The sequence below is a fragment of the Paracoccus laeviglucosivorans genome, assembly GCF_900182695.1.
Classification (GTDB): domain Bacteria; phylum Pseudomonadota; class Alphaproteobacteria; order Rhodobacterales; family Rhodobacteraceae; genus Paracoccus; species Paracoccus laeviglucosivorans.
Window position 1 is genome coordinate 50,184 of record NZ_FXTK01000012.1, and the last position, 19,044, is coordinate 69,227.

A 19,044-nucleotide genomic window follows, 5' to 3' on the forward strand; every position below is an offset into this window, starting at 1 on the left:
GTTGACCCAAGCCCCCATCTTTCAGCCCATGGGCCCGGAACATCTGGACGGCGCCCTGCAATTGTCGCGCGCGGCCGGCTGGCCGCACAGGCGCGAGGATTGGGAGTTGGTGCTTGGGATCAGCCAAGGCGTCGTGGCGCTGAAGCAGGCGCTGGTCATGGCGACCGCGCTGGTCACGCCCTTTGGCAATGTCGGGATGGTCAATATGATCATCGTGGATCAGCGGATGCGCGGCTGCGGCTTCGGTCGTCAGATCATCGGACAGGCCATGGCACTGATCCGGCCTCGGGAATGGCGGCTGGTCGCGACCCCTTCGGGGCTGCCGCTTTACGAAAAGTTGGGCTTTGCCGCCTGCGGCCCTGTCCAACAGCATCAGGGCACAGCGCCGGACCTGCCCGCGCCTTTGGGGATCCGCTGGGCGACTGACGCCGACATCGCCGCCATTGCGCAGATGGACGCCGATGCACTTGGCGCGGATCGTCGCAGCCTGCTGGACGCCTTGGCGCAACCGGGGCGGATCGCCTTGAAGCCGGGCAAAGGCTACGCCGCCATTCGCGCCTTTGGTCTTGGTGAGGTCATCGGCCCGGTCATCGCTGACGATCTGGCCACGGCGCAGGAACTGATCGCCTTTCTTTTTGGCGGACGGGCTGGCAGTTTCATCCGCATCGACACCACCGAGGATTGCGGACTTGGCCCTTGGCTTGCACAGATCGGACTGCGCGTGGTGGATCGCCCCGTCGCCATGCAGACCGGCACGCCGGCAAAGCCCGGCACCCATACCCGCTTCGCGCTGGCCGCGCAGGCCCTTGGCTAAGACCGAACAGGAGCAAACATGCTAAGTAATTCGCTGATCGAACTGGACCGCGCGCATCTTGTCCATCCCGTCGCCTCGTGGCGCGGCCATGAAAAGACCGGGGCGCGGATGCTGGTTTCCGCCAAGGGCGCGACGGTGACGGATGCGCAAGGCCATCAGCTTCTGGACGGTTTCGCGGGGCTTTGGTGCGTGAATGCGGGTTATGGCCATGAATCGGTGATCGAGGCGGCGACCAAACAACTGCGCGAATTGCCCTATGCGACCGGGTATTTCAGCCTTGGATCGGAACCCGCCGCACGTCTGGCGGCGCGCCTGGCCGAACATGCGCCGGGCGACCTGAACCATGTCTATTTCACGTTGGGCGGTTCGGACGCGGTGGACAGCACAGTGCGTTTCGCGCGCTATTACTGGCATTCGCGCGGGATGGCGCAGCGCGATCAGTTCATCTCGGTCGCGAATGGCTATCACGGGTCATCGACCGTGGGCGCGGGTCTGACGGCGCTTCCGGTCTTTCATGCGGGCTTCGGAATGCCCTTGGACTGGCAGCACAAGATTTCGTCGCACTATGCCTATCGCAATCCGGTGGGAACGGACCCGCAGGCGATCATCGACGCCTCGGTCGCGGAACTGCGCGCCAAGATCGAAGAAATCGGCCCCGACCGCGTGGCAGCGTTCTATATTGAGCCGATCCAGGGCTCGGGTGGCGTGATCGTGCCGCCCAAGGGCTGGGTCTCGGCGATGCACGCGGTCTGCAAGGAACACGACATCCTGTTCGTCGCGGATGAGGTCATCACTGGCTTTGGCCGCACCGGCCCGGTCTTTGCCAGTATCGAGGAAGGCATCGTGCCAGACATGATGACCACGGCCAAGGGCCTGACTTCGGGCTATGTGCCGATGGGCGCGGTGTTCCTGTCGGATGGGGTCTATAACACCATCGCGGATGGCGCGGGGGCGGCGGCGGTGGGCCACGGCTATACCTATTCCGCCCATCCGGTCAGCGCCGCCGTGGGTCTGGCCGTGCTGGACCTTTACGAAGGCGGGCTGTTCGACAATGGCGTCAGGATGGGACAGCGCCTGATGGCCGGCCTGCAATCGCTGCAAGATCACCCGCTGGTCGGCGATGTGCGCGGCCGCGGTATGCTGGCCGCGATCGAGATGGTGGTGGACAAGGACAAAAAGACGCCGCTGCCCGCCGCCGCCGCGCCTGCCGTTCGTGTCTTTGACCGCGCATGGGACAATGGCCTTGTCGTGCGCGCCTTTGCCCAAGGGGTCATCGGCTACGCGCCCCCCCTGTGCTGCACCGAGGCCGAGATCGACGCCATCGTCGAACGCACCCGCCTGTCGCTGGATCAGACGCTGGCCGATCCCGATGTGCGCGCGGCGATGGCCTGATGGCGGTCCTGTTTCTATCCGATGCCGCGCGGGGCGAGATTTTCCGCGCGGCCTTCGCCAAGGCCCTGCCCGATGTGGAATTCCATGTCGGTCAGGCGCCGGACCCGGCTGCCGTGCGCTGGATCGTCAGCTGGACCGCGCCCGACCTGAGCCTTTATCCCAATCTTGAGCTGATCTTTTCGACGGGTGCCGGTGTGGATCAGTTCGATCTGACCACGATCCCGCCGCAGGTCGGCATCGTGCGGATGCTGGACGCGCATATCGGCCAGCAGATGTGCGAATATGTCGTCATGGCGACCCTTGCCCTGCATCGCGACCTGCCGGTCTATCTGGCACGGCAGGCGCGTGGCGAGTGGCAGGAATCGCGCAACGTGCCCGCCAGCCAGCGCCGCGTCGGCGTGATGGGTCTGGGCCAGTTGGGCCAGGCCGTGCTGGAGGCGCTGCGCCCGCTGGGGTTCCGGCTGTCGGGATACAACCGCTCGGCCCGGCAGATCTCGGGGGTGGATTGCTTCACCGACCTGCAAGCCTTTTTGGCGCAGACCGATATCCTGATCTGTCTGATGCCGTTGACCGACCAGACGCGCGGCATTCTGGATGCGCGACTGTTCGCCGCCCTGCCGCAAGGCGCAAGGTTGGTCCATGTCGGGCGGGGCGCGCAACTGGTGACGGATGACCTGATCGCCGCGCTGGACAGCGGGCATCTGGCCGCAGCCATGCTTGACGTGACGAACCCGGAACCTTTGCCGCCGGACGCCCCAGTCTGGCATCATCCGGGTGTGATCGTAACACCGCATATCGCATCGCGGACTGACGACCATACCGGCGCGGCTCATGTCGTCGCAGGCGTGACGGCGTGTCTGACAGGGGCAGAGATTCCCGGCCTGACCGATCGCCTGAAGGGCTACTGAAACCGTCCCGTCTGCTGGGGCCATTGCGCGGCTTGAAGAATTTCCGACAGTTCATTGGCCCGCAGCGGGGCTGGCAAAACCCCATGCACTGTAACACTGACATAGCTAATCTATGTCATATCGGCCCGCTTGACGGTTCCCCGAAAGCAGCTTTCGGGCAAGCATGAACCAGAAGATTGTGCATTCACGATTGGAGGGTCGCCATGCATCTGTTTCAGATGCCCTTGCTCAGCCCGTCTTCGCCATGCGATGCCGCCCCAAGGGCAACATGATCGGCCGTCCCGAGGTCGGATCGGCAATAACCCGGCTTTCAAGGCCAAAGACGTGGCGCACATTCGCCTCGGTCAACACATCCGCGGGGGGGCCAGATGCAAAGATGCGTCCGCCCGCCATCGCGACAAGATGATCGGCGTAGCGTGCGGCAAGGTTCAGGTCGTGCAGCACCATCACGATGGTCGTGCCGCGCTGTTGGTTCAGATCGATCAGCAGATCCAGCACCTCGACCTGATGACTGATGTCCAGAAACGTCGTCGGCTCGTCCAGCAGCAGCACCTGCGTCTGCTGCGCCAAAGCCATGGCGATCCAGACCCGCTGACGCTGGCCACCGGACAATTCGTCCACCGGACGCTCGGCCAGTTCCACGATATTTGTCGCCTCAAGCGCCTGCGCCACCGCTTCGTCATCCTTGCGACCCCAGCGTGAGATCATGCCATGATGCGGATGCCGCCCGCGGCTGACCAGATCGGCGACGGTGATGCCTTCCGGGGCGATGGGCGACTGGGGCAGCAAGCCCAGCACCTGCGCCAACTGCCGAGGCGCGGTGCGGTGGATAGACTTGCCGTCCAGCAGCACCTGCCCGTGGCGCGGTGGCAGCAGGCGCGACATGGTGCGCAGCAGGGTCGATTTGCCGCAGGCGTTCGCGCCCACGATGACGGTGATCTGACCGGGCGGAACCTGAAAATCCAGCCCTTCGAGAATGATCGTATCGGCATAGCCCGCAGACAGCTGATGGGCGGACAGGGAATGTTTGGTCATGACGTTCAGGCTCCGCTGCGATGGGCGCGCACGATCAGGAAAATCAGATAGGGCGCGCCAAGTGCCCCGGTGACGACGCCGACTGGGTAGCGGCTGGGCAGCAGGAACTGCCCGACGTAATCGCCCGCCAGAACCAGCACTGCGCCGACCAGCGCCGCAGGGATCAGCAGTGAGCCTTCGCTGCCAAAGATCCGCGCGGCAATCGGGGCCGACAGAAAGGCCACGAAAGCGATCGGTCCGGTCACCGCGGTTGCAACCGCGATCAGCCCGACGGCCGCGATGATGACCATGACGCGCGTGCGGGTCACATGCGTTCCAAGGGCAGCGGCGCTGTCATCGCCCAGCCGCAGCGCCTGCAAATCGCGCGAGCGGCTCATGAGCAGCCCACCAAAGATCAGCAATGAGATCAGGATCGGCAAAGACTGCCCCAGCCGCGCGCCGTTGACGCTTCCGGTCAGCCAGCGCATCGCCTCTTGCAAGTCCCAGGCGGGGGCGCGGACCAGAACGTATGAGATGAAGCTGTCCAGCATGGCCGAAACCCCGATGCCCACAAGGATCAGCCGCGCGCCTGCCACGCCGTTGCGCCACGACAGGCCATAGATCGTCAGCGCAACCCCCAGGCCCGCTGCGACGGCAAAGATCGACACCGCAGCGCCGTCCAGCCGCAAGACCACGATGGCAAAGACCGCAGCCGCACTTGCACCCGAACTGATACCGATGATGTCGGGGCTGGCCAGCGGGTTGCGCAGCATGATCTGGAACGCCGCACCGCCAAGGCCAAAGCTTAGCCCCGCCAGCACGGCCAGCACCGCACGCGGCAGCCGCAACTGGCCCACGGTGAATGTCGCGCCCGGCACATCGTGACCCATCAGCACGCGGATCACGTCGCCCGGCGGTGTGAACGACTGGCCCAGCATCAATGTCAGCGCAAATCCCGTAACCAGCAGCGCCAGCAAGGCCAGCACGACCCGCGCGCGCCTGCGGACGCGGCGGATACGGCCGGCGGCAACGATATCGACCGAGGCCATGCTCATAATTCGCGGACCTTCTGACGGCGGACGATCCAGATAAAGAACGGCGCGCCGATAAAGGCGGTGACGATGCCAACGTCCAGTTCATTCGGCCGCGCGATCAGGCGGCCCGCAATATCGGCGCAGGTCAGCAGCGCCGCGCCCACCAGCGCCGAAAACGGCAACAGCCAGCGGTGATCGACCCCGAAGAGCAGGCGGCACAGATGCGGCACGATCAGCCCGACAAAGCCGATGGGACCGCAGATCGCCGTGGTCGCTCCGCATAGTAGGATCGCTCCCAATGCGGCCATGGCGCGGGCCAGTGCCACACGCTCGCCCAGGCCCGCCGCCAATTCATCGCCCAGGGCCAGCGAATTCAGCTTGCGGGCCGTTGCCATGCTGATCAGGAACCCCGCCACAAGGAATGGCAGCACCACCGACAGTCGGGCGAATGTGGCGCCGCCCACACCGCCGACCTGCCATTGGCGGATGCCGCCCGCGATGTCGCCCCGTGTCAGCACCACAGCGATTACCAGCGATGCGAACGCGACCGAGGTGGCGACCCCCGCCAGCGCCAGCTTCAGCGGCGTGGCCCCACCGCGCCCCAGCGAGCCGATCACGTACACAAAGACCGCAGTGAACCCCGCCCCAAGGATCGCGACCCAGATATAGGCGTTGGCGGTGGTAATGCCGAACCACGCCACACCCACGGCAATCGCCAGCGATGCGCCCATGTTCACGCCAAGAATGCCCGGATCGGCCAGCGGATTGCGGGTGATGCCCTGCATGATCGCGCCCGACAGCCCCAGCGCAGCCCCAGCCAGCAAGGCCATCAGCGTGCGCGGGATACGCGCTGCAACCGCCGCTTGCCCCACCGTATCGACCCGGCCCGCCAGCGCCGCCCAGATCTCGGACCACGAAACCGATCGTGTGCCGATTGCGACGGACCCTGCGCACAAGGCGACCAGCACAGCCAGAACCAGCGCCAGCCAGAAGACCCGGCTGCGGCTGGACCGCAAAACCAGCGCCGCGTCAGTTGCCATCGGACTTGCGCGCAGCCTTGGCCAGCAGATCGACGTAATCGTCCAGCACCCATGAAATCGAAAGCGGTGTCGGGTTCGAGGCCGTGCCCACCGGATCGCTGCCCAGCATGACCAGACCATCATTCGCGACCGCAGGCATATGCGCCATCAGCGGATCGGCCTTGAGCGCGTCGAACAGCGCCTTGCTGCCATAGGTCACGACGACATCCACGTCGTCGAACGCATCGATCCGCTCGGCGCTGATCCCGCCCGAGAATTGACCGGGTTGCGTCGCCTGAACCACGCTTTTGGGCGAGGTAAGACCCAGATCGGCAAAGAATTTCACCCGCGTATCGTTGGCCGTGTAGAAATTCACCCGGCTAAGGTCGGTCGTATCCAGATGCGTGATGAACATGGCGGATTTGCCGCGCAGCTCGGGGTGCTTGGCGACGCTGGCCTCGATCTCGCCTTCGATCCGGGTGATCAGGGCATCGCCCTCGGCCGCCATACCAAGGCCCGCGCTGTTCATGCGGATCGTGTCGCGCCAGTCGGTCGCCCATGCGCTGTCGGGATAGGCGATGACCGGGGCAATCTGGCTAAGCGTGTCGTAATCAGCCTGCGTCAGTCCGGAATATGCGGCAAGGATAACATCGGGACGGGTCGCGGCCACCGCTTCGAAGTCGATGCCGTCGCCTTCGTCGAACAGAACGGGCTTGTCGCCGCCCAGTTCGGCCAGTTTTTCCGACACCCAAGGCAGCATACCATCGCCATCGTCATCGCCGAAATTCGCAGCGGCCATGCCGACCGGGACGATACCCAAAGCCAGCGGAACTTCGTGATTGGCCCAGGCGACAGTCGCCACCCGCTCAGGTTTCTGCGTCAGAACGGTCGTGCCAAGCGCGTGCTTGATCGTCACCGGATAGGTAGTCGCATCATCCGCCCATACCGGCGCGGCAAGCATCAAGGGCAGGCACAAGGCCGCTAGTTTCGCGGCGTGACGAATGGGCATCTGAAGGCTCCCATGACGGATTTGTGCCGGGCTTTCCAGTTTCGAGTGCGTGCGTCAACCTGCGCTTGGATAAAAACCACCTAAAACTGTCGATTTCCGCAGATTCCGACAAAAAACCTTGGATTCTTCAAGACAGCACATCGTTGAAGGGCTACGAGGCGCGGGAATGATACCGGACCATTTGCGCCGCCATCGTCGCCCGCACCCAAATCGGGGCTGTCGGGCGGGCAGCGCAGATGGGTTCGCCATCATCGGGCACGCCAATGGACTTTGCGTTTCGCATTAACGCCGCCAGCCAGCCCCTGTCAAAAGATGAACATTGTGGAACTTGAACCATGCCCAAAAAACAATCCGCCCGCCGCGCCGGGACGACGGGGACCAATTTCGCTAAGGCAGCATTGCTGGGTTGCACCGCAATTGCGCTGATCCCAGCCGCAGCTATCGCGCAACAGGCACAACCGGTTGTGCTGGATCAGGTCGTGATCGAAACCGTTGCGGGCGATGACGACGCGAATTCCATCGTTGCGACCACGACCACGGCAGGCAGCAAGATGCCCACCGACATTCTGGACCTGCCCGCATCGGTTTCAGTCATTACCTCCAAGGACATTCAGATGCGCGGCGCCAGCACGGCCGAGGAAGTGCTGCGCTACAGCGCCGGTGTCGTCTCGGACTTCTATGGCGGCGATGACCGTTTCGACTATTACAAGGTCCGCGGCTTTGACGCCTCGGTGTTCCGCGACGGCCTGCCCATGCAAAAGGCGTTTGGCGGCATCCGCGAGGATACATTTGCCTATGAGCGGGTCGAGATCGTCAAGGGCGGCAACTCGACGATTTCCGGCCCGTCCGAACCCGGCGGCATGGTCAACTACGTCACCAAGCTGCCGCGCACCATGCGCTTTGGCGAGGTCTATGCCACGGTCGGATCGTTCAATCATGCCGAGGTCGGTGTCGATTTCGGCGACAACCTTACCAGCGATTCCACCCTGTCCTATCGCCTGACGGCCCGCGTGCAGAAATCCGACAAGGAGCTGGATTACAGCAAGGACGACGCAACGCTGGTCATGGGCGGCCTGACATGGCGGCCCAGCGACGCAACCAGCCTTAGCCTTGTCGTGGAGCACATGAAGCGCGACGGCTCCAGCGGCTCGGGCTATCCCCAAGACACGGATTACGATCGCGACGTGTTCTTTGGTGAGCCGGACTTTAACTATGTGGACAATGAACGCAATTCGGTCAGCGTCCTGTTCGACCACGATTTCGGCGGCGGGCTGAAACTGAATGCGAACCTGCGTTACAGTGACGAAGATCGCGGCTTCGGCTATGTCTATGTGGGCGACAGCCCGGCGACCGACCTGATCGACCGTTATTACTTCGCCTCGGCAGGGTCGTCCCATTCGCTGCTGGCAGATGCGAACCTGCAATATGAACGCGACTTAGGCCAGATCCGCAGCCGGACGCTTGGCGGGGTGCAGTATCGCGACGAAACCTCGTCATCCAAAACGTGGTGGGCGCCCGCGCAAGGTCTTCCGGTGGGATCGGGTCCGATCTATTCGGGCGGTATCGATCTTGACACTCTGGACCCGATTTCGACGCAGGATAACGACGATCAGATCACCTCGCTTTACGTCCAGCAGGAACTGACATTCGACGACCGCTTTATCGCGACCATTGGTCTGCGCAACGATTGGATGGACCTGACGCGCAATGGCACGGATGGCGAATTCAACAAGACCACCGGACGTTTCGGTCTGACCTATAAGGTCACGCCCGAAATCTCGACCTATTTCAGCTATTCTGAATCGGTCCTGCCCGCAGGTCTGACGGTCGAGCCGGAGGAAGGCGAACAGTATGAGCTGGGCGTGAAATACCGTCCGGCTGGCATGAACGCGCTGTTCACCGCTGCGGTCTATGATCTGAAAAAGACCAACATCACCCGGACGGATGCAACGACGAACCCGCCCGTCCAACGCACGATCGGCGAAATCCGCGCACGTGGCCTGGAACTGGAAGCCCGCGCCGAACTTAGCCCGGTGCTGAACCTGACCGCATCCTATGCCTATACCGACACCGAGATTACCGATCGCTTGTCGGCCAATCAAGGTAATCAGCTGGCACTTGTGCCGCTGCATTCGGCCTCGGTCTGGGTGGATTACACGCTGGCCGGAAACGGCACGCGCGGCGATATGAATTTCGGCCTTGGCGCACGCTATACCGGCACGTCCTATGGCGGCGACGACAATGCCAAGAAATATCCCGCAGCGATTATCTTCGACGCGGCTTACAGCTATGACGTGACCAAGGATACGTCGATGACGCTGAACGTCTCGAACCTGTTCGACGAAAAGCACGAACAGGCGGCATCGGGCGCGATTACGTATAATCCGGGTCGCGAAATCGGGCTGACGCTGCGCCGCACCTGGTGACACCACCAGCCCCATCCGCCTGTAGCGGGTGGGGCGTCCTAACGCAGCAGGCGCGTTCGGCGCCATGCGGCAGGCGTATTGCCCGTCATCTGGCGAAAGGCGCGCGTCAGATGCGCCTGATCCGAAAAGCCCAGCCGCGCGGCCACATCGGACAGGGCCAGCTCCCCCTCAAGAAGCAGCTTCTGCGCCAGTTCGATCCGCTGGCCCATCTGCCATTGCAGCGGTGTCTTGCCGGTGGTTTTCTTGAACACATTGGCAAACCAGCTTTCCGACAGGCCCACTGCGGATGCCATTTCCGCCACGCTTAGCCGATGATCGGAACTGGCGCCCATACGGGCAAGCAGCCTGTTCATCTGCGCCTGCGTCAGCCCGCCCATTGCCGGGACAGTTTCCCGATCCTCGGCTGGGATGTCCAGCAGACCCGCAATAATGCTGCCGACAAGGCTTTCAGCATAGACCCCGTGGCGCGAGGGCTGCGCAATTTCATCGACCAGCAGCCGGGCCAAAGTCTGAAGGTTGTCTGTGTCCTGAATTTCGACCGGACAGCGCAGGGCGGCAAGCGCCGCCGAACGCCCCAGCGAGTGCGACAGAAAGCGTAGCGCACGATCGTGATGCAGGTGCAGATCCAGATGCGAAAAGCTGTGCGCCGCCGTGAAACTGGTCCAAAGCGGCGCACCCGCAGGCACATAGACCGCCCGCGTCATCGGGCGGCAGGCCCGCCCGAAACTGTCGGGTTGGTCCGACATGCGGATATGCGCTGAAACGTCGTTGAAGAATATGACGATGCGCGGATCTGGGGACAGATAATAGGCCCGTGCCCCCGGATTCCCCTGCGCGTCCCAGAACACGCTCATCATCCCGTCAAGCCCGCGCCATTTCGGCAGCGCGGCACGGATACCCTCGGTGTAACAGGTCATGGAATGCCGATAGCCCATTGCCAGAAGCCCTTGCCTCCCCTGAATTGTAAGGAAGGACAGCATACCTGTCCGGCAAAGCCTGCCGACACTGGGGAGCGATCCACGGTCACGAATACTGGGCGATTTACCCCCGCTGTGCAACAAGCCCAGACCAGATGCCTGCGCGCGCGTGGCAATCCTGCCGCGACCGCCGCGTCCGGCGCATCCCGGTCCGGCAACCAGTGATTGCATTGCCGTCTTGTTTTGAAAGATTCTGTTCGGATACCTGCGATAAACACCACGCGGACTTGGCAAATGGCCGCTAAGGCGTAATAAACACCTGCGTAGCCAGACGATGAAGTTATGCCAAAAGAGATCGAACGAAAGTTCCTTGTCGCCAACGAACTTTGGCGAAACAAGGTTCAGCGCCATGTCAAATTGCGCGATGGACTGCTTGCTTTTTCAGACGGCAGGAAAGTTCGCATCCGCTTTTATGACGACCGTGCCACGCTGACCGTCAAGGGCAGGCGCAACGGGATCAGCCGGGACGAATTCGAATACGATATTCCGTCATGTGACGGGCTGGTCCTGCTGGAGGATCATTGCGACCGCGAGGTCTTGGAAAAGACCCGCTATCACCTGATTTTCGAAGGGTTCGACTGGACCATCGACGAATATCACGGCCTGCTTTCGGGTGTCATGCTTGCCGAAATCGAGCTGCCTTCGGAAGATGCGAAATTCTCGCGGCCTCCTTGGCTTGGCCCCGAGGTGACGGGCAAGCAGAAATACCGCCAGACCAATCTGGTCAAGGCATTCGCGCACAGAAAGCTTGCAACTAACGCGGGCGAATAGGCAGTGGGGGCGACGGTGCCGCCCCCTGCTTTGATCCTAGCCCAGCGGCACAGCCCCGAACAGCACGGCACCAAACAGCATGACGCAGACCAGCAGCGACGACCATTTCAGCGTGAAACGCTGGTGGGCGCCGAATTCGACCTTGGCAAGCCCCGTCAACACATAGGCCGCAGGCACCAGCGGGCTTAGCATGTGGACCGGCTGGCCGATCAGCGATGCACGGGCGATGACCTCGGGCGGGATGCCGTAATGGGCGGCCGCCTCGGCCAGAACCGGGACGACGCCAAAGTAGAAGGCATCATTCGACAGGAAGAACGTGAAGGGAGCCGACAGCACTGCGGTGATCAGCGGGATATAGCTGCCCGCACTGTCCGGGATCAGCGCAACGACGCTTTTGGCCAGCGCATCCGTCATTCCGGTGCCCATCATGATGCCGGTGAAGGCGCCTGCGCCAAACACCACGGCGACCACGGCCAGAACCGAGCCTGCATGGGACGCGATCCTGTCCCGCTGGTCGTTGACATCCGGGAAGTTGACCAGCATCGCGATGCCAAAGCCCACCATGAAGACCAGTGCCAGCGGCACCACATCCATGACCAGCAGGATCATCATTGCACTCGTCAGGGCGACGTTGAACGCCTGCAGCCAGCCCGGACGGATCACGACGGCGCGCGTGGCCTCGTTCACCTGACGCTCAAGCTCGGCCTCGCTGACGGATGCGTAATCCAGAGTGCCAAGGCGGCGGCGTTCCTTCATCCCGAAATAGGCGGCGATGGCCAGGGCGGCGGCGCAGGACATCACCATGGCGGGCAGCAGCGGAACGAAGGTCTGGCCGACATCGGTATGCAGCGACGACATGACGCGTGCCGTCGGCCCGCCCCAAGGTGCGATGTTGATGATCGCGTTGGGCATGACCGTCACGGCGGGCAGGATCAACGGGTTGATCCCCAGCTTCAGGTGCAGCGGCATCATCGCCGTCACGACCAGCAGATAGGTGGTTGAGCCATCACCATCCAGCGAGATGACCATCGACAATGCACAGGTGCCGACGATGACCCGCAGCGGATCGCCATGACAGGTCCGCACGACAAAGCGCACCAGCGGGTCGAACAGGCCCACATCGATCATCAGCCCGAAATACAAAATCGCGAACAGCAGCAGCACCGCCGTGGGAGCGATCTTGCGCAGCCCGTCCATGATAAGATCGGGCACTTCGGGTCCAAAACCGGCCAGCACCGCAAAGATGATCGGGATCAGGATCAGCCCGATCAGCGCCGAGACGCGACCTGTCATGATCGCAGCCATGAAAACAAAGATCATGGCATAGGCAAGGAATGTAAGCATGAAGTCTCCTTGTTCACCTGTGGCTGGGCCAAAGGTGTCTGGGGTCGTCAAGGGGCGGCAAAACCGCCAAAGATAAGGATCAGGGGCTGCGCCCGTCAGGGAACGCCAAGCTGCGCAAGGCGGGCGCGGGCGGTTTGGGTCAGGGTCGCGATCTCGGCCTCAAGCGCGGGGCCGGTGACGGGCTTGGCTTGCAGATGATAGCGTTCAAGAATGCGGGCATAGTCGGCGCTGGCCATGAGGCGGGCCAGATGTGCCTGCCACCATGCGAAATCCTGATCGCTGACATGCGCGCCCATATAGACGCCGCGCATCACGGGCCAGTCCAGAGGCACACCCTGTTCGCGCGCGGTCGGCACATCCGACAAGTCGCCGGGCAGGCGCCTGGGCGCAAAGACGGCAAGGATGCGCAACGGTTTTCCGGCATCCATCCCGGTGCGGGCATCGCCCATATCGTTCATGCAGGCCTGCACGAAACCTTCCAGCAGCGCCTGCGTGCAACTGCCCGCGCCTTCAAAGGCGACAAAACGCAGCTTGCGATGGTCGATGCCAGCAAGCTCGGCGGTCATCGCCCCACGCATCCAGTCCTGCCCGCCGATCGTGCCGCCACCACCGATGGCGATGCGCTGCGGTTCCTTGCGCATGGCAGCCAGCAGCGCAGGCAGATCGGCCCAGGCAGCATCGTCGCGCACGACGATCGCGCCGTAATCCTGCGCCAGCTGGGCCAGCCAGCGCACCTCGCCTGCGTGATGATCACCAAAGCTGCCTTTGGCGAGGTTGTAGATCGTGCCCTCGGAAAAGGCGACCAGCGTATTGCCTTCGGCAGCGCGGGTGCCGGTCATGGCGTTGAAGGCGACCGCGCCGACCCCGCCCGGCATATAGCCGCGCTGAAGGGGCTGTGGCAGGATGCCTGCACCGTCCAGCACCTGAGCCAGCATCCGGCAGGTCAGATCAAAACCACCATCGGGCTGGGCTGGGGCGATGCAGGTGGCAGAACCGTCCGGAGCGGTTTGCGCATGAACCATGCCGGGCAGCACAGCCGCCAGCAGCAGGACAAGCCCAAGCCACAAGTTCCGCATCCGGTATTCCCCCCTTGAAACCATGCGCGGGAAACCCCGCCCTTCTCCTCCGGCAGCCCTATTAGCGCGGCGAAGCTGTCAGATAGCTTACAAAGCCGGACAGCATCGGAGAAAATTTCAATTTGCCTGCGGCAGCTTCAGCGTGACCTGCAAGCCGCCGTCATCGCGGTTGCGTGCGGACAGCCTGCCGCCATGCGCCTTGGCCACCGATTGCACCAGTGCCAGCCCCAGCCCATTGCCGCCTTCTGTGCGGAAGCGTTCACCCAGGCGGGCCAGACCTTCGCGGCTCATGCCCGGTCCATCGTCGCTGATGTCGATGGCCAAGCCGTCCGGGTCCAAGGACAAGGCCAGCCGGATCGTGCCGCCTTTGGGCGAATGGCGGATGGCGTTGTCCAGAAGGTTGCTCAGCGCCTCATAGATCAGGGTTTCATGTCCGATAAGCGTCGGGGACAGCTCGGGCAGGTCCAGATCCATAAGAAGCCCCTTGCGCCGCGCCGATTGCAGATGCAGGCGCGCGACTTCGGACAGGATGCGGGCGGGATCGACGGGATCGCCCTGCCCGGTCGTCGTCGCATCCGCACGGGCCAGCGCCAGCATCTGCGAGGTCGTGCGGGTCGAACGTTCGATGACGGGTCGCATGGCCTCCAACGTCGCCCTGCGTTCGGTCGGGTCGTCGGTTTGCAGCGCGTAATCAAGCTGCATCCGCAGCACGCTGATCGGTGTGCGCAGCTGGTGCGAGGCGTCGTCCAGAAACCGTCGCTGCGCCCCCGCCAGTGCCGCGTGGCGCAGCAGCAATGCGTTGAAACTTTGCACCAAGGGGCGGACCTCGGCCGGAAGCTGGCTTTCGTCTAGGGGCGACAGATCCTCGGCCCCGCGGCTGTCGAAGCGTTGGCGCAGTCGTTCCAGCGGACGCAGCGCGAAACCGATGCCCAGCATCATCAACGCAAGGCCAAGGAATGTCGTCACCACATCGCGCCAGAATGCGGCATCGCCAATACGGTCCAGAAACGCCTGACGCGAGGCCGCCGTCTCGGCCACCTCGATCACGACGTCCTGCGCCTGTGCTGCGCCATAAAGCGGGGCGGCCAGAGTCGTGCGCAGCGCGCCGATGCGGACGTTCTGGTCAAGATATTCCGCGTTGTAGAACAGCGGCACACCCGTCGCCAGCTTTGGCGCAGGTGGCAAGGCCACGTCGCCGATCTGCACCAACCCATCCTGCGACGACACGCGGAAATAAACCGTGCCCGCCGATGTCGCCTGCAGGCTGGCAAACAGCGCATAAGGCAGTTCGACCCCCAGCCCGCCGCTTTTCGTCGAGATGTTATCCTCGATCGCGCGCAGCGCCCCGTCCAGCGTCCGGTCATAGGCGCTGTTGGCCAGTTCGCGGACGTTCACCTGCGTCAGCCACCATGATGAGCCGAAAGAGAACAGGATCGTCGGCACCATCCAAAGCGCGACGGTGGCCCGTAGCGACAGCCTAGCCCGCGTCATCGGCTTCAAGGAAATAGCCAAGGCCGCGCATGGTCACGATCCGCAGATCAGAGCCTTCGAGCTTGCGGCGCAGGCGATAGATCATCACCTCGACCGTTTCAGGGTTCATGCTGCCGTCCTCGCCGATCAGGCGGTCGAGGATATAGGTTTTCGACAACGGCTCGCCGGGGCGCATGATCAGCAGATGCAGCACGGCATGTTCGCGGGGCGTCAGCACCAAGGGCGTTCCCGAAAGCCAGAACTGCCGCGACGCCTGATCATAGGACAGCGCACCACAGGCAAAATTCCCGGTGGCCCGCCCATGACTGCGGCGGACCAGCGCGACCAGCCGCGCCTCAAGCTCGTCAATGGCAAAGGGTTTGGTCAGGAAATCATCGGCCCCGCCATGCAGCAGCGCCACCCGCTCGGCCAGATCGTCGCGGGCAGTGGCGACCAGAACCGGGGTCGTGCCGCCCATGGCGCGGATGCGCGACAAGACGCCCGCCCCGTCCAGATCGGGCAGTCCAAGGTCCAGGATGATCGCGTCATATTCCTCGGCCAGACCGCGCCGTGCGCCCAGCGTCCCGCTTTCTTCCCATTCGGCAAAGATGTTGCGGCTGGACAGCGACTTGACCAGCCATGTCGCAAGATCGGCATCGTCCTCGATCAGCAGGCAGCGCATTCCGTCCCCTTGTGCGGCATTCGCCGGTAAAATGCCGCAACAGCGCGCCTTGCGCAATCTTAAGGCCGGGCCGCCCTGCCCCGCCTAAGCCTGCCAAAGCGCGCGCACCGCATCGCGCATCAGCAGCGCGTCCTGCCAGCGGTCGCTGAGATCGTTACCGTCCGGCCCGGTGATCGCATAGGGCTTTGGCCCCAATTCGCAGGTAAAGACCAGTTCCGCATCTGGCGCAGCCCGGCTTTTCCAGTCGCGAAACCCCGTGCCCCACCAGTCCAGAAACAGGTCCAGCCATGGCCGGTGATGCGGGAACGATATTTCGACCTGAACCTGTTCGCGCGACGCGACGCGCCCGTGAAAGGCCCATGTGTTTCGCAGGATACGGCGGATCGGTTCGTGGTTTTCTTCGGTCACCGGAAAGGCGAATTCGCGCCCGACCAGAAAATGCGACAGATCCGCCAGCAGCGGCAGATCAGGCCGCGCCTCCAGCAGGTCCAGCGTAAAGAACAGATCGGTGGTCATGCGGTCGCGATGCGTCTCGATCAGCACCGGGATGCCCGCCTGATCGGCCAACCCCATCCAGCCGTCCAGCAGCGGCAGGCAATCCGCCATACGGCGCGGGCGAATATCGGGCTGCAGGTCCAGATGCGCGACGGGAAATTCGGCGGCAAGTTCCAGCGGCAGGCGCAGGTCATCCACCGTTTTGGGAAAGCACTGCCCTTCGATCCGCAGGCCGGTGCCGGCAAGCGCACGGTTCAGCCGGACGACCCCTTCGCGGCTGGTGTAATGCGCACTGACACCATCAAAGCCGGCCTCGGCGATCATGGCGATATTTTCTTCAAGGCTGCGTTCCTGCCCATCGGTATGGCGCCGCTCCATCGCCCAAAGCGATTGGAAGATCAGAAGGTTCTGGGTCATGCGGCCTTCCTTGCCTTAAGCAGGGATTTCAGGCCGACACTCGGATCAGCAAGGGATGCCGCATCGACCGACTGCCCGCCCGCGATCAGCATCTCGGCCAGCTTGATGTCGCGCGCGACCGCATTTCCCCGGCCAAGCCCAGCCGCGGCGATCAGGCGGTCGCCCTGCAGATGAAACTCGATCTCGGTCCCGTCGGGATGGCTGCGCAGGATGGGCGCGTCCTGCGGGGTTCCCACGACCTGCAGGCCCAGATCGTATTGATCGGACCAGAACCACGGCAGCGCGGCAAAATCCTGCGCCTGTCCCAGCATGTTCAGCGCGGCAATCTGCGCCTGATCACGGGCATTGCGCCAGGTTTCATATCGCTGGCCCGCGATGGCCGCGCAATCGCCCGCCGCAAAGATATGCGGGTCCGAGGTCTGGAGCCGCGCATTGATCAGGATCCCGTTGCCGACTGCCAGCCCCGCCAGACTTGCCAACCCCAGATCGGGCACAACGCCGATGGCGCTGACGGTCAGTGTGGCAGGGATATGCGTCCCATCAGCCAGCGTGACGCCCGCGGCGTCGATACCAGCGATGGCCTGACCGAAGTGAAAGCGCACCCCCTCGGTTTCGTGCCGCTGATGCAGGCGGGCGGCGAAACGGGGCGGCACGGCGCGTCCCAGCGGCGCGGGGCCAAGCTCGATCACGGTGACGGGCAGGCCGCGTGCGCGCAGCACGGCGGCCAATTCCATCCCGATCAGGCCCGCGCCGATAATGGCGACCGGGCCGGTGGCCCCGGCAAAGACCCGCGCGGCATCGGCATGGCTGCGGAAATCCAGCGCATGTTCCGCGCCCGGACAGGTCAGCCGACGCGGCTGTGCCCCAGTGGCAATCAGCAGCTTGTCATAGGGCAGCTCTCGGTCCGCCAGCCGCACGATCCGCAAGGCCGGGTCGATCGCGGCGATGGTCGTGCCGGGCATGTAGGCGATGCCTGCACCCTCCAGCGCAGCCTGATCGCAGATCGTCTTGCGCTGCACCCCGTCCCCATCAGGTTTGGACAGCGGCGGGCGTTCATAGGGCAGCCCGTGTTCGGCGCCGATCAGGGTGACGGCGCCGGAAAAACCCGCCTCGCGCAATGCAAAAGCGGCACGAGTGCCGCATTCGCCCGCGCCGATGATGATCATGTTCATGTCGCTTCTCCGATCAAAGGGGCCGGCGCGGGGGATGCCGCGCCGGTCAGGGGGATCAGTTCCGGCCCGCGTAGCGCGCCATGCTGTCGGGGGTCACCAGTTCGAACGGGACCATCACGCTTTGTTCGATCCGCTCGCCCTTGGCCAGCGCAAGCGCCGCATCGACCGCGCCCGCCGCCTGCCCTGCCGCGTTCTGGAACACCGTCACATCCAGATCGCCCGCCTGCATCGCGGCCAGACCGTCCGGCGTCGCGTCGATCCCCACGACCACGACATCATCCATCGAGACACCCGATGCTTTCAGCGCCTGAATCGCCCCGATCGCCATTTCGTCGTTATTGGCAAAGATCGCGTCGATGGGGCGGCCCGCCGTCAGCCAGTTCGTCGTCAGGTCCATCGCATTGGTGCGTTGCCATGCGGCGGGCTGTTCGTCGGCAATGGTCACCCCCTTGCAATCGCCCGCCGCCAGCGCGTCATGCACGGATTGCGAGCGTTGGCGCGCGGCCTCATGCGCCAGATCGCCCATCAGGATATAGGCTTGGGCATCCGAAGCCTTGCCTTTGGCGACCAGCAATGCGCAGGCGGCATCCGCCCCCAGTTTGCCGGATTCCGTTTCGCGCGAACCGACATAGGCCTGCGCTGCGGGCAGGCTGGCGATATTGGCCGGCTCAAGGTTCAGATAGACCAGCGGGATACCCGCCTGTTCCGCCGCAGCCGAGATGCCGGGTGCGGCCGAGGTATCGGCCAGCGTCACGATCATCGCATCCACCCCCGAAGCGATGAAGTTGTTCACCTGATTCAGCTGCTTTGCCACATCGGTCTGCGCGTCCTCGACCTGAAGCTCGACGCCCGCCTCGGAGGCGCGTTTGACAATCCCTTCGCGCAGAAGCGTCTGGAAGTTGTTGTCGAAACTTTGCATCGATACGCCTATCGTTTGCGCCTGTGCCCCGCATGTCATCAGCGCGGCCAACGCGGCGGCCAGCAAGATCTTGTTCATGTTCCCCTCCCTTTTTTGGGCGCCGGT

At 63.6% G+C, this 19,044-nt stretch carries 17 protein-coding genes; 5 read left to right on the forward strand and 12 right to left on the reverse strand.

All coding sequences use genetic code 11. The annotated features are described in order from the left end of the window. The first annotated feature begins 1 nt into the window (after position 1). The 3 genes from FN835_RS13185 to FN835_RS13195 are packed head-to-tail and all read left to right on the forward strand — an operon-like array spanning position 2 to position 3,114. Entirely contained in the window at positions 2-814 is an 813-nt protein-coding gene (locus tag FN835_RS13185; protein WP_246098735.1) for a GNAT family N-acetyltransferase, read from the forward strand. An 18-nt stretch (positions 815-832) separates the two neighbouring features. Further along, positions 833-2,206, forward strand: a complete 1,374-nt coding sequence (locus FN835_RS13190) for an aminotransferase class III-fold pyridoxal phosphate-dependent enzyme (RefSeq protein ID WP_142663693.1) — start codon at positions 833-835, stop codon at positions 2,204-2,206. Beyond that, positions 2,206-3,114: a 2-hydroxyacid dehydrogenase gene (locus FN835_RS13195; protein WP_142663694.1), complete on the forward strand. Its 909-nt coding sequence runs from the start codon at positions 2,206-2,208 to the stop codon at positions 3,112-3,114. Before FN835_RS13190 ends, FN835_RS13195 begins: the two co-directional genes overlap by 1 nt. 228 nt (positions 3,115-3,342) lie before the next feature. On the opposite strand, the gene FN835_RS13200 is transcribed toward FN835_RS13195, so the two are convergent. Genes FN835_RS13200 through FN835_RS13215 form a run of 4 tightly spaced genes read right to left on the reverse strand, consistent with a single transcriptional unit; the run spans position 3,343 to position 7,190 of the window. Next, positions 3,343-4,149: an ABC transporter ATP-binding protein gene (locus FN835_RS13200; RefSeq protein ID WP_142663695.1), complete on the reverse strand. Its 807-nt coding sequence runs from the start codon at positions 4,147-4,149 to the stop codon at positions 3,343-3,345. 5 nt (positions 4,150-4,154) lie between these two features. Next, a complete protein-coding gene (locus FN835_RS13205; protein WP_221930424.1) occupies positions 4,155-5,177 on the reverse strand; it encodes a FecCD family ABC transporter permease in 1,023 nt (340 codons plus the stop codon). A 2-nt stretch (positions 5,178-5,179) separates the two neighbouring features. Further along, complete coding sequence (locus FN835_RS13210) at positions 5,180-6,202, reverse strand: FecCD family ABC transporter permease (RefSeq protein WP_142663697.1); 1,023 nt, start codon at positions 6,200-6,202, stop codon at positions 5,180-5,182. Next, a complete protein-coding gene (locus FN835_RS13215) occupies positions 6,192-7,190 on the reverse strand; it encodes an iron-siderophore ABC transporter substrate-binding protein (RefSeq protein WP_142663698.1) in 999 nt (332 codons plus the stop codon). Before FN835_RS13215 ends, FN835_RS13210 begins: the two co-directional genes overlap by 11 nt. Before the next feature lie 335 nt (positions 7,191-7,525). Between FN835_RS13215 and FN835_RS13220 the strand changes: the two genes are divergently transcribed. After that, positions 7,526-9,616 (forward strand): TonB-dependent siderophore receptor, encoded by a 2,091-nt coding sequence (locus FN835_RS13220; protein WP_142663699.1) that lies wholly within the window; start codon positions 7,526-7,528, stop codon positions 9,614-9,616. A 38-nt stretch (positions 9,617-9,654) separates the two neighbouring features. On the opposite strand, the gene FN835_RS13225 is transcribed toward FN835_RS13220, so the two are convergent. Then, on the reverse strand, positions 9,655-10,533 hold the full coding sequence (locus tag FN835_RS13225; RefSeq protein ID WP_246098736.1) for a helix-turn-helix domain-containing protein: 879 nt from the start codon (positions 10,531-10,533) through the stop codon (positions 9,655-9,657). Positions 10,534-10,875: 342 nt separating this feature from the next. Between FN835_RS13225 and FN835_RS13230 the strand changes: the two genes are divergently transcribed. Beyond that, positions 10,876-11,364, forward strand: coding sequence for a CYTH domain-containing protein (locus FN835_RS13230; RefSeq protein WP_142663701.1), 489 nt, complete (start codon positions 10,876-10,878; stop codon positions 11,362-11,364). 36 nt (positions 11,365-11,400) lie between these two features. Here the strand turns inward: FN835_RS13230 and FN835_RS13235 are convergent, their stop codons facing one another. The 7 genes from FN835_RS13235 to FN835_RS13265 all read right to left on the reverse strand — a co-directional run bounded on the left by FN835_RS13235 (position 11,401) and on the right by FN835_RS13265 (position 19,017). Continuing rightward, positions 11,401-12,708: a CitMHS family transporter gene (locus tag FN835_RS13235; protein WP_142663702.1), complete on the reverse strand. Its 1,308-nt coding sequence runs from the start codon at positions 12,706-12,708 to the stop codon at positions 11,401-11,403. Positions 12,709-12,803: 95 nt separating this feature from the next. After that, a complete protein-coding gene (locus FN835_RS13240; RefSeq protein ID WP_185958672.1) occupies positions 12,804-13,784 on the reverse strand; it encodes a Bug family tripartite tricarboxylate transporter substrate binding protein in 981 nt (326 codons plus the stop codon). Between the two features lie 117 nt (positions 13,785-13,901). Beyond that, a complete protein-coding gene (locus FN835_RS13245; protein ID WP_185958673.1) occupies positions 13,902-15,275 on the reverse strand; it encodes a sensor histidine kinase in 1,374 nt (457 codons plus the stop codon). Beyond that, a complete protein-coding gene (locus FN835_RS13250) occupies positions 15,262-15,936 on the reverse strand; it encodes a response regulator (protein ID WP_142663704.1) in 675 nt (224 codons plus the stop codon). The genes FN835_RS13245 and FN835_RS13250 overlap by 14 nt, the downstream gene beginning before the upstream one ends. 84 nt (positions 15,937-16,020) lie before the next feature. Then, positions 16,021-16,848, reverse strand: coding sequence for a sugar phosphate isomerase/epimerase family protein (locus FN835_RS13255; protein ID WP_142663705.1), 828 nt, complete (start codon positions 16,846-16,848; stop codon positions 16,021-16,023). Continuing rightward, positions 16,845-18,020 (reverse strand): NAD(P)/FAD-dependent oxidoreductase, encoded by a 1,176-nt coding sequence (locus FN835_RS13260; RefSeq protein WP_142663706.1) that lies wholly within the window; start codon positions 18,018-18,020, stop codon positions 16,845-16,847. Before FN835_RS13260 ends, FN835_RS13255 begins: the two co-directional genes overlap by 4 nt. A gap of 55 nt (positions 18,021-18,075) precedes the next feature. After that, positions 18,076-19,017 carry a substrate-binding domain-containing protein gene (locus tag FN835_RS13265; RefSeq protein WP_142663707.1) on the reverse strand — a complete coding sequence of 314 codons (942 nt, stop codon included), beginning with the start codon at positions 19,015-19,017 and terminating at the stop codon, positions 18,076-18,078. Positions 19,018-19,044: the final 27 nt, after the last annotated feature.

Bases quoted from the DNA above. Each gene is read 5' to 3' on its own strand.
- FN835_RS13200 (WP_142663695.1), bottom strand. From the start codon at position 4,149: ATGACCAAACATTCCCTGTCCGCCCATCAGCTGTCTGCGGGCTATGCC.
- FN835_RS13190 (WP_142663693.1), top strand. From the start codon at position 833: ATGCTAAGTAATTCGCTGATCGAACTGGACCGCGCGCATCTTGTCCAT.
- FN835_RS13240 (WP_185958672.1), bottom strand. From the start codon at position 13,784: ATGCGGAACTTGTGGCTTGGGCTTGTCCTGCTGCTGGCGGCTGTGCTG.
- FN835_RS13210 (WP_142663697.1), bottom strand. From the start codon at position 6,202: ATGGCAACTGACGCGGCGCTGGTTTTGCGGTCCAGCCGCAGCCGGGTC.
- FN835_RS13235 (WP_142663702.1), bottom strand. From the start codon at position 12,708: ATGCTTACATTCCTTGCCTATGCCATGATCTTTGTTTTCATGGCTGCG.
- FN835_RS13225 (WP_246098736.1), bottom strand. From the start codon at position 10,533: ATGACCTGTTACACCGAGGGTATCCGTGCCGCGCTGCCGAAATGGCGC.
- FN835_RS13245 (WP_185958673.1), bottom strand. From the start codon at position 15,275: ATGACGCGGGCTAGGCTGTCGCTACGGGCCACCGTCGCGCTTTGGATG.
- FN835_RS13195 (WP_142663694.1), top strand. From the start codon at position 2,206: ATGGCGGTCCTGTTTCTATCCGATGCCGCGCGGGGCGAGATTTTCCGC.
- FN835_RS13255 (WP_142663705.1), bottom strand. From the start codon at position 16,848: ATGACCCAGAACCTTCTGATCTTCCAATCGCTTTGGGCGATGGAGCGG.
- FN835_RS13250 (WP_142663704.1), bottom strand. From the start codon at position 15,936: ATGCGCTGCCTGCTGATCGAGGACGATGCCGATCTTGCGACATGGCTG.
- FN835_RS13260 (WP_142663706.1), bottom strand. From the start codon at position 18,020: ATGAACATGATCATCATCGGCGCGGGCGAATGCGGCACTCGTGCCGCT.
- FN835_RS13230 (WP_142663701.1), top strand. From the start codon at position 10,876: ATGCCAAAAGAGATCGAACGAAAGTTCCTTGTCGCCAACGAACTTTGG.
- FN835_RS13205 (WP_221930424.1), bottom strand. From the start codon at position 5,177: ATGGCCTCGGTCGATATCGTTGCCGCCGGCCGTATCCGCCGCGTCCGC.
- FN835_RS13215 (WP_142663698.1), bottom strand. From the start codon at position 7,190: ATGCCCATTCGTCACGCCGCGAAACTAGCGGCCTTGTGCCTGCCCTTG.
- FN835_RS13220 (WP_142663699.1), top strand. From the start codon at position 7,526: ATGCCCAAAAAACAATCCGCCCGCCGCGCCGGGACGACGGGGACCAAT.
- FN835_RS13265 (WP_142663707.1), bottom strand. From the start codon at position 19,017: ATGAACAAGATCTTGCTGGCCGCCGCGTTGGCCGCGCTGATGACATGC.